General features: G+C 54.9%; 16 protein-coding genes. 14 read left to right on the top strand and 2 right to left on the bottom strand.

All coding sequences use genetic code 11. The features are described from left to right. The first annotated feature begins 24 nt into the window (after positions 1-24). Positions 25-567 (top strand): TetR/AcrR family transcriptional regulator, encoded by a 543-nt coding sequence (locus OGX93_RS05255; RefSeq protein WP_286449759.1) that lies wholly within the window; start codon positions 25-27, stop codon positions 565-567. A gap of 167 nt (positions 568-734) precedes the next feature. Here OGX93_RS05255 and OGX93_RS05250 read toward each other — a convergent pair whose 3' ends face one another. Then, positions 735-2,420, bottom strand: a complete 1,686-nt coding sequence (locus tag OGX93_RS05250) for an aspartate:alanine antiporter (RefSeq protein ID WP_012133110.1) — start codon at positions 2,418-2,420, stop codon at positions 735-737. Between the two features lie 270 nt (positions 2,421-2,690). Here OGX93_RS05250 and OGX93_RS05245 point away from each other — a divergent pair, with 270 nt between their 5' ends. Beyond that, a complete protein-coding gene (locus OGX93_RS05245) occupies positions 2,691-3,068 on the top strand; it encodes an inner membrane protein YbjM (protein ID WP_024130498.1) in 378 nt (125 codons plus the stop codon). A gap of 30 nt (positions 3,069-3,098) precedes the next feature. Here OGX93_RS05245 and OGX93_RS05240 read toward each other — a convergent pair whose 3' ends face one another. Beyond that, complete coding sequence (locus OGX93_RS05240) at positions 3,099-3,362, bottom strand: GrxA family glutaredoxin (protein ID WP_024130497.1); 264 nt, start codon at positions 3,360-3,362, stop codon at positions 3,099-3,101. A 171-nt stretch (positions 3,363-3,533) separates the two neighbouring features. Between OGX93_RS05240 and OGX93_RS05235 the strand changes: the two genes are divergently transcribed. From OGX93_RS05235 to OGX93_RS05180, 12 genes are all read left to right on the top strand, one after another. Further along, on the top strand, positions 3,534-3,824 hold the full coding sequence (locus OGX93_RS05235; protein WP_049009778.1) for a YbjC family protein: 291 nt from the start codon (positions 3,534-3,536) through the stop codon (positions 3,822-3,824). Further along, positions 3,808-4,530, top strand: coding sequence for a nitroreductase NfsA (nfsA, locus tag OGX93_RS05230; protein ID WP_286449760.1), 723 nt, complete (start codon positions 3,808-3,810; stop codon positions 4,528-4,530). Before OGX93_RS05235 ends, nfsA begins: the two co-directional genes overlap by 17 nt. Positions 4,531-4,582: 52 nt before the next feature. Further along, a complete protein-coding gene (rimK, locus tag OGX93_RS05225; protein ID WP_024130496.1) occupies positions 4,583-5,485 on the top strand; it encodes a 30S ribosomal protein S6--L-glutamate ligase in 903 nt (300 codons plus the stop codon). 89 nt (positions 5,486-5,574) lie between these two features. Beyond that, on the top strand, positions 5,575-6,051 hold the full coding sequence (locus OGX93_RS05220) for a YbjN domain-containing protein (protein ID WP_047457888.1): 477 nt from the start codon (positions 5,575-5,577) through the stop codon (positions 6,049-6,051). A 417-nt stretch (positions 6,052-6,468) separates the two neighbouring features. Then, positions 6,469-7,581: a spermidine/putrescine ABC transporter substrate-binding protein PotF gene (potF, locus tag OGX93_RS05215; RefSeq protein ID WP_012133103.1), complete on the top strand. Its 1,113-nt coding sequence runs from the start codon at positions 6,469-6,471 to the stop codon at positions 7,579-7,581. A gap of 97 nt (positions 7,582-7,678) precedes the next feature. Further along, the gene (potG, locus tag OGX93_RS05210) at positions 7,679-8,812 is read left to right on the top strand and encodes a putrescine ABC transporter ATP-binding subunit PotG (RefSeq protein ID WP_012133102.1); all 1,134 of its coding nucleotides are present in this window, start codon (positions 7,679-7,681) and stop codon (positions 8,810-8,812) included. 9 nt (positions 8,813-8,821) lie between these two features. Further along, complete coding sequence (gene potH, locus OGX93_RS05205) at positions 8,822-9,775, top strand: putrescine ABC transporter permease PotH (RefSeq protein WP_115609451.1); 954 nt, start codon at positions 8,822-8,824, stop codon at positions 9,773-9,775. Beyond that, on the top strand, positions 9,772-10,617 hold the full coding sequence (potI, locus tag OGX93_RS05200; protein WP_012133100.1) for a putrescine ABC transporter permease PotI: 846 nt from the start codon (positions 9,772-9,774) through the stop codon (positions 10,615-10,617). Before potH ends, potI begins: the two co-directional genes overlap by 4 nt. A gap of 60 nt (positions 10,618-10,677) precedes the next feature. Continuing rightward, the gene (locus tag OGX93_RS05195) at positions 10,678-11,166 is read left to right on the top strand and encodes a YbjO family protein (RefSeq protein WP_012133098.1); all 489 of its coding nucleotides are present in this window, start codon (positions 10,678-10,680) and stop codon (positions 11,164-11,166) included. Between the two features lie 40 nt (positions 11,167-11,206). After that, positions 11,207-12,337 (top strand): 23S rRNA (uracil(747)-C(5))-methyltransferase RlmC, encoded by a 1,131-nt coding sequence (gene rlmC, locus OGX93_RS05190; RefSeq protein WP_286449761.1) that lies wholly within the window; start codon positions 11,207-11,209, stop codon positions 12,335-12,337. Between the two features lie 132 nt (positions 12,338-12,469). Then, positions 12,470-13,177: a response regulator transcription factor gene (locus OGX93_RS05185; protein ID WP_047457883.1), complete on the top strand. Its 708-nt coding sequence runs from the start codon at positions 12,470-12,472 to the stop codon at positions 13,175-13,177. Then, positions 13,161-14,630, top strand: a complete 1,470-nt coding sequence (locus OGX93_RS05180) for a sensor histidine kinase (RefSeq protein ID WP_115181794.1) — start codon at positions 13,161-13,163, stop codon at positions 14,628-14,630. The genes OGX93_RS05185 and OGX93_RS05180 overlap by 17 nt, the downstream gene beginning before the upstream one ends. Positions 14,631-14,660: the final 30 nt, after the last annotated feature.

The raw sequence follows: 14,660 nt of genomic DNA, 5'->3' as shown, positions 1-14,660 counted from the left end.
ACAAACGTGATGAGAGGAAAAGCAGTGCGACGAGCTAACGATCCCCAGCGGCGAGACAAAATCGTTCAGGCCACGCAGGAAGCGATAATAACGCATGGCATTCACGGCGTTACGCACCGCAAAATCGCGGCGATAGCGCAGGTGCCGCTCGGGTCGATGACCTATTATTTTTCGGGAATCGATGAGTTGCTGATCGAGGCGTTAAGCCGGTTTACAGCAACAATGTCGCACCAGTTTCAGTCATTCTTTGCCGATGTCACGAACGTTCAGGACGCCTGTCACGCCATTACCGACATGATCTACAGCTCGCTGGTGACCACGCCAGATAATATGGAGCTGATGTACCAGCTGTATGCCTTCGCCAGCCGAAAACCGGCGCTGAAAACGGTGATGCAGAACTGGATGCAGCGCAGTCAGCAAACGCTGGAGCAGTGGTTTGAACCCGTGACCGCCCGCGCGCTGGACGCGTTTATCGAAGGCATGACCCTCCATTTCGTCACCGACAGAGCGCCTTTAACGCGGAAAGATATTCTGGTCATGGTGAAGCGTATTGCCGGGCAGGCGTGAATTTCAGGCAACAAAAAACCCATCAACCTTGAACCAAAATGGCGGGGTTGATGGGCTCCACAAATTGGGGACATCAAAGAAAAGCAGTGGCACTAGTTATGACTGACGCCTTGAAGAAAAGTTCTGCTTACCTGCAAAAATTTTTCACTTAAAGGCAAACTTCAGTTTTATCCTAAGCCCGGCCAGATGATGACAATAAGTGTCCCCGCCAGCGTTAACAGAACGTTGGCTATCGCGTAGGTTCCCGCATAGCCTAATGCCGGAATGTTGCTGCGCGCCGTGTCGCTGATGATCTCCATCGCCGGAGCACAGGTACGCGCGCCCATCATGGCGCCGAAGAGCAGGGCGCGGTTCATACGTAATACATAAGCGCCGAACAGGAAGCAGATAATGACCGGCACCAGGCTCACCACAAGACCGGCAATCAACATTTGCCCGCCGACCGCGCCAAGCCCGTTCCCGATGCCGCTGCCCGCGCTCAGGCCGACGCCGGCCATAAAGACCATCAGACCAAACTCTTTCACCATGTTCAGCGCGCCCTGCGGGATGTACCCGAAGGTGGGGTGGTTAGCTCGCAGGAAACCGAGCATGATCCCGGCGAACAGCAGCCCGGCGGCGTTGCCGATGCCGAAGCTGAAATTACTGAACTGGAAGGTGATCATCCCGATCATCAGGCCGATGATAAAGAAGGCGCAGAAGGCCAGCAGATCGGTTACCTGACTGTGAATCGAGATAAAGCCGATACGGTCCGCGACGGTTTTCACGCGACGCGCATCGCCGCTCACCTGCAAGACGTCGCCTTTATTCAGCACCACGTTGTCGTCGATCGGCATTTCAATCTGGCTGCGGATCACGCGGTTAAGGAAGCAGCCGTGGTCGGTCAGCTTCAACTGGGCGAGACGGCGGCCTACGGCATTGTGGTTTTTCACGACGATCTCTTCGGTCACGATGCGCATGTCGAGCAGGTCGCGGTCGAAGACTTCTTTGCCGTTACGGAAGCTGGGGTCCAGCCGGGCGTGTGCATCCGGGTAACCAACCAGGGCGATCTCATCGCCCATCTGCAACACCGCGTCGCCATCCGGGTTCGCCAGAATACCGTTACGGCGGATGCGCTCAATGTAGCAACCGGTCTGACGATAGATGCCCAGCTCGCGCAGATTTTTCCCGTCGGCCCAGGCCACCAGTTCCGGGCCGACGCGATAAGCGCGGATGACCGGCAGATAGACCTTGCGGTTGGCATCGGTATCCAGGCCGCGCTCGCGGGCAATCTGCTGGGCGCTGGTTTGCAGATCCTGATGTTGCAGTTTCGGCAGGTAACGTGCGCCGACAATCAGGCTGACCAGGCCGATGAGGTAGGTCAGCGCGTAGCCCAGGCTCAGGTTGTCCAGCGCGACCGAGAGCTGCGAACTCTCCATACCGGAATGGCGTAACGTGTCGCCTGCGCCGACCAGCACAGGGGTCGAGGTCATGGAGCCCGCCAGCATACCGGCGGTCAGGCCGATATCCCAGCCAAAGAGCTTACCCAGCCCTAATGCGATCAGCAGCGCGCTACCGACCATGACCAGAGCAAGCATCAGGTAATTTTTGCCGTCGCGAAAAAAAATAGAAAAAAAGTTGGGGCCAGCTTCGACGCCGACACAAAAAATAAACAGCATAAAGCCCAGATTTAGTGCATCGGTGTTAATACTAAAGTGCTGCTGCCCTAATAATAGGGAGACCACTAAAACGCCAATGGAATTACCGAGTTGGACTGAACCCAGGCGTAACTTACCCAGACATAGCCCGAGAGCCAGGACCACAAATAATAACAGGATGTAATTCCCATTTAACAAATCTGCGACGTTTATATTCACGGAGACTAACTTCTTGTTTACCAGTAAGCTGTTGAAAGAAATGACAATTTACGCTAATGTTTTTGCCAGAAATTATGAGGCGTCGGCATCGTATCGGCGCTCAAATAAAAGCAGCACAACAATTTAATTCGCTAGTTTAATCTCATTACGTATCAACGGCTATAAGAATCGTGTGGGTGTGTTTTTGGCATGGAATGCCGAACGACTTTATCTGACTGGACGCCTTCGGGCGAAAAAAGTGTTCGATAGAGATAGTGTCAGGAGGAACGATTGAAACATAAACAAGGTTGGGCGGGTGCAATCTGCTGCTTTGTACTCTTTATTGTGGTGTGCCTTTCATTAACGATGCATATGAAAGGGGCATTTCGGGTTGCCGGGCATCCTGAGATTGGGCTGTTGTTTTTTACGTTACCTGGCGCGGTGGCCAGTTTTTTTTCCCATCGCAGAGAAGTCATTAAACCTCTTATCGGCGCCATGCTGGCCGCACCATGTTGTCTGGTCCTGATGCGATTTGTTTTTATGCCTACGCGCTCCGTATGGCAAGAACTGGCGTGGTTGTTCAGTGCGGTGTTCTGGTGTGCGCTCGGCGCGCTTTGCTTTTTATTTATCAGCAGCCTGTTTAGTCAGCGGCGTAAAAAGAACCGATAACGCCCTCCGGGAGAGGGCGTAAAGCAGCGATCAGGCGAACAGGTTCAGATTCTCTTTTGCCCAAGCCTCAAAATCGGTGTAACCGCCGATGTGTTTCTGATCGACAAAAATCTGCGGTACGGTCTCTACCGGTTTACCCACGGTTTTTTCCAGATCCGCTTTGGTAATGCCTTCAGCATGAATATCAATATAGCGATAGTTAAAATCATCGCGCTCAGTGCTCAGTTTTTCTGCTAACTCTTTCGCACGCACGCAATACGGGCACCCTGGGCGACCAAAAATAACGGTAAACATTGTTTTTTTCCTCGAACTCATAGCCTTGTGACGAATGGCGGCTATGATGCCGTTAAACGACGCATCTGAAAAGCAGGTTGCGCCTGTTGCTTTGATACCTATAGGCTATATCTGTTAAACACGATAAACCTGAACGCGTTACACTGAGCATCCGTTATCCGGGAGGCCCTTATGCGCTCGATTGGCGCTTTACCCAAAAGCGTGTTGATTCTGGAAATTCTCGGTATGGTTTTGCTGGCAGCGGCGTTGCTGTCGCTCAATCAGTACCTCACATTACCCGCGCCGATGAACAGCCCGCTGGCGGTAACGGTGATGATATTTCTCGGTATCCTGCTTATGCTTCCCGCTGCGGTGGCGCTGATGTGGCGGATCGCGCAGCTTATTGCGCCGCAACTGATGACGCGCTCACCCGATTCTTCTTCCCGTTCAGCAAGAGAAAAACCGCATGACTCCAACCATTGATTTAATCCGTGGTCACCGTTCTATTCGTCATTTCACCGATGAGCCGATTTCCAATGCGCAGCGTGAGTCGATTATTGCCGCCGCGCGGGGAACCTCAAGCTCCAGTTTTTTACAGTGCAGTTCCATTATCCGCATTACCGATAAAGCCATGCGCGAAGCGCTGGTGCCCCTGACGGGCGGGCAAAAGCACGTTGCGCAGGCCGCGGAATTTTGGGTTTTCTGCGCTGATTTTAATCGTCACTTACAGATTTGCCCGGACGCGCAGCTCGGGCTGGCGGAACAGCTGCTGCTGGGCACGGTCGATACGGCGATGATGGGGCAAAATGCGCTGACCGCTGCCGAATCCCTGGGGCTGGGCGGCGTCTACATCGGCGGTATCCGCAATCATATTGAAGCGGTTACGGAACAGCTGAAATTACCGAAATATGTCCTGCCGCTGTTTGGGCTGTGCCTCGGCTGGCCTGCGGATAACCCTGGCGTTAAGCCGCGTTTGCCCGCAGAACTGGTGGTGCATGAAAATCACTATCAGCCTGTGGATGCCGCGCTACTGGCGCAATATGATGAGCAGATCGCGGAGTACTACCTGACCCGTGACAGCAATACGCGCCGCGATACCTGGAGCGACCATATTCGTCGTACCAGCATCAAAGAGAATCGCCCGTTTATTCTGGACTATTTGCATAAACAGGGTTGGGCGACGCGCTAACACCCGGTGTATGATACGCAGGCTTTTACCAGGTCTTTTAGAGAGGTGCAGGGTGAAAATTGCCATATTGTCCCGGGACGGAACGCTCTATTCTTGTAAACGCCTGCGCGAAGCGGCGATGAAGCGCGGCCATCTGGTCGAAATACTCGATCCGCTTTCCTGCTATATGAACATCAGCCCGGCGGCCTCTTCTATTCACTATAAAGGCCGCCAGTTGCCGCATTTTGACGCCGTCATCCCCCGTATTGGCTCCGCCATCACGTTTTACGGTACAGCGGCGCTGCGTCAGTTCGAAATGCTGGGTAGCTATCCGCTGAACGAATCTGTGGCGATTACCCGCGCGCGCGATAAACTGCGTTCGCTACAGTTACTGGCCCGGCAGGGAATTGACTTGCCCGTTACCGGCATTGCGCATTCGCCGGATGACACCAGCGATCTGATCGACATGGTCGGCGGCGCGCCGCTGGTGGTCAAACTGGTGGAAGGTACGCAGGGCATTGGCGTGGTGCTGGCGGAAACCCGGCAAGCCGCAGAGAGCGTGATTGATGCGTTTCGTGGCCTCAATGCGCACATTCTGGTGCAGGAGTACATCAAAGAGGCCAGAGGGCGTGACATCCGTTGTCTGGTCGTGGGCGACGAAGTGGTGGCGGCCATTGAGCGGCGGGCAAAAGAGGGCGATTTTCGCTCCAACCTTCATCGCGGCGGTATGGCGAGTATCGCCAGTATCACGCCGCGTGAACGAGAGATCGCGATAAAAGCGGCGCAGACGATGGGGCTGGATGTCGCTGGCGTCGATATTCTGCGCGCGGAGCGTGGGCCGCTGGTCATGGAAGTGAACGCCTCTCCGGGTCTGGAAGGGGTAGAAAAAACGACGGGTGTGGATATCGCCGGGCGAATGATCCAGTGGATCGAGCGTCACGCCACCCCCGAATTTTGCCTTAAAACGGGCGGTTAATCGCAATATCGTTCCCGATCGTGGTATGACGCGGTCTTTTTGCGTAAGCTGTGCCGGTAATTTTTTATCGTAAGAGGTAGCACATTATTATGACATCACTGGTCGTTCCTACTCTGGATACGTTGCGTCAATGGCTCGACGACCTGGGCATGAGTTTTTTTGAATGTGATACCTGTCAGGCGCTGCATTTGCCCCATATGCAAAATTTTGACGGCATTTACGATGCGAAAATCGACCTGGTGGATAACACGGTGCTGTTTTCCGCCATGGCGGAGGTAAGACCCTCTGCGCTGCTGCCGCTGGCTGCCGATCTGTCGGCAATTAACGCCAGCTCGTTAACGGTGAAAGCGTTCCTGGATATGCAGGATGATAATCTGCCAAAACTGGTGGTTTGCCAGTCTTTATCCGTTATGCGGGGCGTGACGTATGAACAGTTCGAGTGGTTTGTTCGTCAGAGCGAAGAGCAGATTTCTATGGTGATTCTGGAAGCCGGAGCGCATCAGCTGCTGTTCAGCGCAGAAGAAGACGCGCAAAAAAGTAGCGCTGAAAATCATTTTCTTCACTGAAATCTGCGCACATGCAACCTGAAGAATGACGCGTATAACGCAGTCGCTGCCAGAGCGACTGCTGTTTGCATTTTTTTATTCTGCCTTTAACCTTTCTTTAAAGAATAATTCACCTCCTTTCCGCCTGTTTCGCTTTATCACATAGACAAAACCTGCATAAAAAATTGATAAAAGGCGTTTTTTAATCTGAGCTATAGCCTCGAACCCTGGCTAAAGTTATTCTTGCGAAGCTTTTACACGTCATCCTTCAGACAACCTCCTGAATGATTTTGTGTATTTATGGCGAGCAATGACGGCAGGGAGAGAGCCCTCTCTTCTGTAACTGTGTCGAGTGACAAAATATGCACGTTTCTTGCATATCTTAGAATGCAACTTTTTTGGTTCGTTTGTTAACGAACTTTCAGAAGGAAAGAGATTATGACCGCCTTAAATAAAAAATGGCTATCGGGTCTGGTTGCGGGTGCTCTGATGGCCGTCTCTGCCAGCACGCTCGCCGCTGAACAAAAAACACTGCATATCTATAACTGGTCTGATTATATCGCCCCGGATACGGTCGCGAACTTTGAAAAAGAGACCGGTATCAAAGTGGTCTATGACGTCTTCGACTCCAACGAGGTACTGGAAGGGAAACTCATGGCCGGGAGCACCGGTTTTGACCTGGTTGTCCCGTCGGCCAGTTTTCTGGAACGCCAGCTCACTGCGGGCGTATTCCAGCCGCTGGATAAAAGCAAACTACCTGGCTGGAAAAACCTCGATCCAGAGCTGTTGAAGCTGGTAGCGAAGCACGATCCTGACAACAAATACGCGATGCCGTATATGTGGGCGACTACCGGTATCGGTTATAACATCGATAAAGTCAAAGCGGTGCTGGGGGCTGACGCACCGGTCGATAGCTGGGATCTGGTGCTGAAACCTGAAAATCTGGAAAAACTTAAAAGCTGCGGCGTCTCCTTCCTTGATGCGCCTGAAGAGGTGTTCGCGACCGTGCTGAACTACCTGGGGAAAGATCCCAACAGTACCAAAGCGGATGACTACACGGGGCCTGCGACCGATCTGCTGCTGAAGCTGCGCCCGAACATTCGTTATTTCCACTCGTCTCAATACATAAACGATCTGGCGAACGGCGATACCTGCGTGGCGATTGGCTGGGCAGGGGACGTATGGCAGGCGGCTAACCGCGCGAAAGAAGCGAAAAACGGCGTGAATATCTCCTTCTCCATTCCGAAAGAGGGGGCGATGGCGTTCTTTGATGTGTTCGCGATGCCTGCTGATGCGAAAAACAAAGAAGAGGCTTATCAGTTCCTCAACTACCTGCTGCGCCCGGACGTGATCGCCCACATTTCCGACCATGTGTTCTACGCCAACGCCAACAAAGAAGCGACGGCGCTGGTCAGCGCTGAAGTGCGTGACAACCCGGGCATTTATCCGCCTGCGGATGTGCGAGCGAAAATGTTCACGCTGAAAGTGCAGGAACCGAAGATCGACCGTGTGCGTACGCGTGCCTGGACGAAGGTGAAAAGCGGTAAATAAGCCGCTGTATCAGAACGTTGCCCGGTGAGGTTTACCGGGCAATGCGCACTTTTATGGTGCGTTTGCACTGATTTTTGTTTATGCCGGAGAGCACCCCGTGAACGACGCGACCCCCCGCCCACAGGCGAAAACCCGTAAAGCGCTGACGCCGCTTCTTGAAATCCGCAACCTGACAAAATCATTTGATGGTCAACACGCCGTGGATGATGTCAGCCTCACCATCTATAAAGGCGAAATATTTGCGCTGCTTGGCGCATCGGGCTGCGGGAAATCCACGCTGCTGCGTATGCTGGCCGGATTTGAACAACCCTCCGCCGGGCAAATCATGCTCGATGGCGTCGATCTGGCGCATGTCCCGCCTTATCTGCGCCCTATCAATATGATGTTTCAGTCCTATGCGCTGTTCCCCCATATGACGGTGGAACAGAACATTGCGTTTGGGCTGAAGCAGGACAAGCTGTCGAAGGCGGAAATCACCGCGCGCGTGAACGAAATGCTGGGGCTGGTGCATATGCAGGAGTTCGCTAAACGTAAGCCTCATCAGCTTTCCGGCGGCCAGCGTCAGCGTGTGGCGCTGGCGCGTAGCCTGGCGAAACGCCCGAAGCTGTTGCTGCTCGACGAACCGATGGGCGCGCTGGATAAAAAGCTGCGTGACCGGATGCAGTTGGAAGTCGTTGATATTCTTGAGCGCGTTGGCGCGACCTGCGTGATGGTGACGCACGATCAGGAAGAGGCGATGACGATGGCCGGGCGAATTGCGATCATGAACCGTGGGAAATTCGTGCAGATTGGCGAACCGGAAGAGATTTATGAACATCCGACCACCCGCTACAGCGCGGAATTTATCGGTTCTGTGAATGTCTTTGAAGGCTTGCTGAAGGAACGTCAGGATGATGGGCTGGTCATTGATTCGCCGGGGCTGGTGCATCCTCTGAAGGTGGATGCGGATGCGTCCGTTGTCGATAACGTTCCGGTGTATGTCGCGCTGCGCCCGGAAAAAATCATGCTGTGCGACGCGCCGCCAGAAGACGGTTACAACTTTGCCGTGGGTGAAGTGGTGCATATCGCCTACCTCGGCGATTTGTCGATTTATCATGTGCGGTTGAAAAGCGGCCAGATGTTGAGCGCTCAGCTACAGAACGCGCATCGCTATCGCAAAGGGTTGCCGACCTGGGGCGATGAAGTGCGTTTATGTTGGGATGCGGACAGCTGCGTGGTGTTGACGGTTTAAGGAGCGAAAATGAGTACACTTGAACCTCCGGCTCGCGATAAAAAGCCCGGCGGCCTGACGCTGTGGCTGGCGCGGATGCAAATGAAGCATGGGCGTAAGCTGGTCATCGCGGTGCCGTACCTTTGGCTGATCCTGCTTTTCCTGCTGCCGTTTCTGATTGTGTTTAAAATCAGCCTGGCGGAGATGGCGCGGGCGATCCCGCCCTATACCGATCTGATGGCGTGGGCCGACGGGCAGCTATCCCTGACCCTCAACCTGGGAAACTTCCTGCAACTGACGGACGATCCGCTCTATTTTGACGCCTATTTGCAGTCTTTGCAGGTGGCGGGCGTTTCGACTCTCTGCTGTTTGCTGCTGGGGTATCCGCTGGCCTGGGCGGTGGCGCACAGCAGGCCGTCAACGCGTAATATTCTGCTGTTGCTGGTGATCCTGCCGTCCTGGACCTCGTTTTTGATCCGCGTTTACGCCTGGATGGGGATTCTGAAAAATAACGGCGTGCTGAACAACTTTCTGATGTGGCTGGGGGTTATCGATCATCCCCTGACGATTTTGCATACCAATCTGGCGGTGTATATCGGTATTGTCTACGCCTATCTGCCGTTTATGGTGCTGCCGATTTATATCGCGCTGACGCGCATTGACTATTCGCTGGTGGAGGCCTCGCTGGATTTGGGCGCGCGTCCGCTGAAAACCTTCTTTAGCGTCATTGTGCCGTTAACGAAAGGGGGAATAATTGCCGGATCGATGCTGGTGTTTATTCCGGCGGTGGGGGAATTTGTGATCCCGGAACTGCTCGGCGGGCCAGACAGCATTATGATCGGCCGCGTACTGTGGCAGGAGTTCTTCAACAACCGCGACTGGCCGGTGGCCTCTGCGGTGGCTATCATCATGTTATTACTGCTGATTGTACCGATTATCTGGTTCCATAAGCATCAGCAAAAAAGCGAGGTGGAACACGGATGAATACTTTACCGGTGGTTCGTTCGCCCTGGCGAATTGTTATTCTGGTGCTCGGGTTTACCTTTCTGTATGCGCCGATGCTGATGCTGGTCATCTATTCGTTTAACAGCTCGAAGCTGGTGACTGTCTGGGCGGGGTGGTCTACGCGCTGGTATGGAGAGCTGTTCCGGGATAGCGCGATGATAAGCGCCGTCGGCCTGAGCCTCACGATTGCCGCTTGCGCCGCGACAATGGCGGCTATTCTGGGGACGATTGCCGCCGTGGTAATGGTGCGTTTTGGCCGTTTTCGTGGAGCGAATGGCTTTGCGTTTATGATCACCGCGCCGCTGGTTATGCCGGATGTGATTACCGGACTGTCGCTGTTGCTGCTGTTTGTGGCCCTGGCCCATGCCATCGGCTGGCCCGCAGATCGCGGAATGCTGACAATCTGGCTGGCGCACGTTACCTTCTGTACGGCCTATGTGGCGGTGGTTATTTCATCGCGTCTGCGCGAACTGGATCGCTCGATTGAAGAGGCGGCGATGGATCTTGGCGCGACGCCGTTAAAAGTGTTCTTTGTGATTACGCTGCCGATGATCATGCCTGCGGTGATCTCTGGATGGCTGCTGGCTTTCACGCTGTCGCTGGACGATCTGGTGATCGCCAGTTTTGTCTCTGGCCCGGGGGCGACGACATTGCCGATGCTGGTCTTCTCCAGCGTGCGTATGGGGGTTAACCCGGAGATTAACGCGCTGGCGACCCTTATCCTCGGCGTGGTAGGCATTGTCGGTTTTATCGCCTGGTATCTGATGGCGCGCGCAGAAAAGCAGCGAATGCGTGATATCCAACGTGCAAGACGCGGCTGAAGAAACTAAAATCTGCCAACCTGGCAACACGTTACCGTGGGCAAGCGCGGTAACGTTTTCATGGAAGACGATTCGTTGGGATTTTTTAAGAAATCATCCTCATCACATGCCCGTTTAAATGTACCCACGCTGGTGCAGGTGGCGGCGCTCGCGATTATTTTGATCCGCTGCCTCGATTTGCTGATGATTTTTAACACGCTCGGCATGCGGGGAATGGGAGAATTTATTCATCGCAGCGTGCAAACCTGGAATCTGACGCTGGTGTTTTTAGGCAGCCTGGCGCTGGTCTTTACTGAAATATATTGCGCGTTTTCGCTGGTGAAAGGGCGCAACTGGGCGCGCTGGGTGTACCTGCTCACGCAGGTTATTGCCACAGGTTATCTGTGGGCGGCGTCGCTGGGCTATGGCTACCCGGAACTGTTCAGTATTGCCGGGGAGTCGAAACGCGAAATTTTGCGCACGCTGGTGATGCAGAAATTGCCGGACATGCTGGTTCTGATGCTGCTCTTTATCCCTGCGGGCAGCAGGCGGTTCTTCCGTTTGCAATAACGTGTATAATCCTCGCCCCTGGTAATATGAAGGTCTTTGTATGCAGTGCGCACTCTACGACGCCGGTCGCTGTCGATCCTGTCAGTGGATAGTCCAGCCGATCCGCGATCAACTCTCCGCCAAAACCGCCGATCTAAAGGGGCTGCTTGCCGATTTTTCGGTTGAACAGTGGTGCGCGCCGGTCAGCGGCCCGGAACAGGCCTTTCGTAATAAAGCCAAAATGGTGGTCAGCGGCAGCGTGGAAAAGCCGTTGTTAGGCATGTTGCATCGCGACGGCACCCCGGAGGATTTGAGCGACTGTCCGCTCTATCCCGACACGTTTGCTCCCGTTTTCGCCACGCTGAAGCCGTTCATCGCCCGTGCCGGGTTAACGCCTTACAACGTGGCGCGCAAACGCGGCGAGCTGAAATACATCCTGCTGACGGAAAGCCAGTTCGATGGCGGCATGATGCTGCGGTTCGTGCTGCGCTCAGAAACCAAACTGGCGCAGCTGCGCGCGGCGCTGCCGTGGCTACAGGCGCAGTTACCGCAGCTGAAGGTTATTACCGCGAATATTCAACCGGTACACATGGCGATTATGGAAGGGGAGACGGAGATCTTCCTGACGGAGCAGCAGGCGCTGGCAGAACGTTTTAACGATGTGCCGCTGTGGATCCGTCCGCAGAGCTTTTTCCAGACCAACCCGGTCGTTGCGAGCCGTCTGTATGCGACGGCGCGTGACTGGGTGCGTCAACTGCCTGTTCATCACATGTGGGATCTGTTTTGCGGCGTCGGGGGATTTGGTTTGCACTGCGCCACCCCGGAAATGACGTTGACGGGTATTGAGATCGCACCAGAGGCAATCGCCTGCGCGAAGCAATCCGCTGCGGAACTGGGGCTGACGAATCTTCATTTTCAGGCGCTGGATTCCACCCGATTCGCCACCGCGCAAGGGGAAGTGCCGGAACTGGTGCTGGTGAACCCGCCGCGTCGCGGCATTGGAAAAGCCCTGTGCGACTATCTTAGCCAGATGGCGCCGGAATACATCATCTACTCCAGCTGCAACGCGCAGACGATGGCAAAGGACATTGCCAACTTGCCGGGCTACCGTATTGAGCGTGTTCAACTTTTCGATATGTTCCCGCATACCGCGCATTATGAAGTGTTAACGCTGTTGACCAAAGCACGCTGACCGGTAGGCCGGGTAAAGCGAAGCCGCCGCCTGGCGCAACGGCCGCACAAAGTTCAACAAAATGTGAACTCTTCCCCCCTGTGAAATCGGGTAAGCTTAAGTCATTGGCATTGAGAGAATGAAGGCTTACCCATGAAGCAGATCCTGCTGGTGGAAGATGACCACGACATCGCGGCGCTCCTGCGCCTCAATTTAGAAGACGAAGGCTACGCCATTACTCACCAACCGGATGGGGGCAAGGCGTTACAGTGCCTTGAAACCCAGCCCTGGGATGCCGTGATCCTCGACCTGATGCTCCCCAACGTTGACGGTCTGGAAATCTGTCGTCGCATCCGTCAGATGACCCGCTACCTGCCGGTGATTATCATCAGCGCCCGCAGCAGCGAAACGGACCGCATTACCGGGCTGGAAACCGGGGCAGATGATTACCTGGCAAAACCCTTCTCGGTGCAGGAGCTGATCGCGCGCATCAAAGCGCTGTTTCGCCGACAGCAGGCTATGGGGCAGGCACAGACTGCCGGGCATATTCAGGCTCATGGCCTGACGCTTGATCCGCTGGCGCGTACGGTGCGCCTGCACGGTCAGGATGTGGACCTCACGCCGCGTGAATTTGAGCTGCTGTACTTCTTTGCCCGTCATCCCGGCGAAGTCTTTTCGCGTCTGGCGCTGCTGGAACAGGTCTGGGGCTATCAGCACGAAGGGTATGAGCACACCGTCAACACCCACATTAATCGCCTGCGCATCAAGATTGAAAAAGATGCCGCTGAACCGGAGATTATTCGTACCGTCTGGGGCAAAGGTTACAAATTTGCGGAGCTGAACCATGATGCGGCGCTTTAGCCTGAGCCAGCGGCTGACGCTGCTGTTCATTCTGCTGCTGATGCTCTGCGCCACCGTTGCCTGCGCGGTGCAACTCTACAGCAGCATGCAGTACGGCAACGCGATGGTGCAGCGGCTGTCCGGCGGGCTGGCGCAACAGATTGTGCAGCGTGAACCCATTCTGGATGCGCAGGGCAGAGTTGACCGCAGCGTGCTGAAGCCGCTGTTTGACCGCCTGATGACCTTTAACCCGAGCGTTGAGCTGTATGTCGTCTCCTCTGACGGCGAACTGCTGGCCGATGCCGCGCCGCCGGGCCATATCCAGCGGCAAAAGATCGATATTAGTCCATTGCAAACCTTTCTCAGCGGCGCAGCGATGCCCGTCTATGGCGACGATCCGCGTAGTCAGAGTCAGAAGGTTTTCAGCGTTACCCCTTTACGTCAGGATGGTGAGCTTAAAGGCTATTTGTACATCATCCTGCAAGGCGAAGAGTCAAATGCGCTGGCAGAAATGGCCTGGCATAAAGCACTCTGGAGTACGGTGTTGTGGTCCCTGCTATGGGTGGCGCTGTTCGGCCTGCTGGCGGGGTTACTGATCTGGTACTGGGTGACGCGCCCGGTAAAACGCCTGACGATGGACGTTGCCGGGCTGGAGCAGGACAGCATTACCGCCATCAAACAGCTGGCGGCACAGCAGCCGGAGACCACGGTGAGTGATGAAGTTGCGGTGCTGCGCAATACTTTTATCGAGCTGGCGCGCAAAATCGCTGGCCAGTGGGATCAACTGGCCGACAGCGACCGGCAGCGCCGGGAGTTTATCGCCAATATCTCGCATGACTTACGCACGCCGCTGACGTCATTGCTGGGCTACCTGGAAACGTTATCGCTTAAATCCGCTACGCTGACGCCGCAGGAAACGCAGCAATATCTCGCCACTGCGCTGCGTCAGGGGCACAAGGTGCGGCACCTGTCGCAGCAGCTTTTCGAGCTGGCGCGGCTTGAGCATGGCAGCATTAAACCGCAACTGGAGCGCTTTGCTATTGGTGAGCTGATTCAGGATGTGGCGCAAAAATTCGATCTGACAATAGAGACCCGGCAGTTGCATTTGCAGGTCGATATGCCGCATTCCCTGCCGCTTATCAATGCTGACGTCTCGATGATAGAGCGGGTAGTGACGAATCTGCTGGATAACGCCGTGCGCCATTCGCCGCAGGGGAGCACTATCCGGCTGAAGGTGTGGCAGGAGGAGGCGCAGCTACAGGTCGAGGTCAGCGACAGCGGGCCAGGTATTGACGAAGCGTTGCGTGAACAACTGTTCCAGCGACCGTCGGTGCTGGGGCATCAGGCGTCGCGGGAAGATCGCGGAGGGTTAGGGCTGCTGATTGTAAGACGGATGCTGGAACTGCACGGCGGTGGGATCAGGCTGATGGATTCAGTGAGTGGCGCGCGCTTTAGGTTCTTTGTGCCCTTATAGAATTGCCGGATGGCGCAGCGCCATCCGGCA

The sequence above is a fragment of the Citrobacter sp. CK195 genome (genome assembly GCF_030333365.1).
Lineage (GTDB): Bacteria > Pseudomonadota > Gammaproteobacteria > Enterobacterales > Enterobacteriaceae > Citrobacter_B > Citrobacter_B koseri.
Note: the sequence above shows the minus strand (reverse complement) of the source record. Positions and strands in the feature narration are given on the sequence as shown.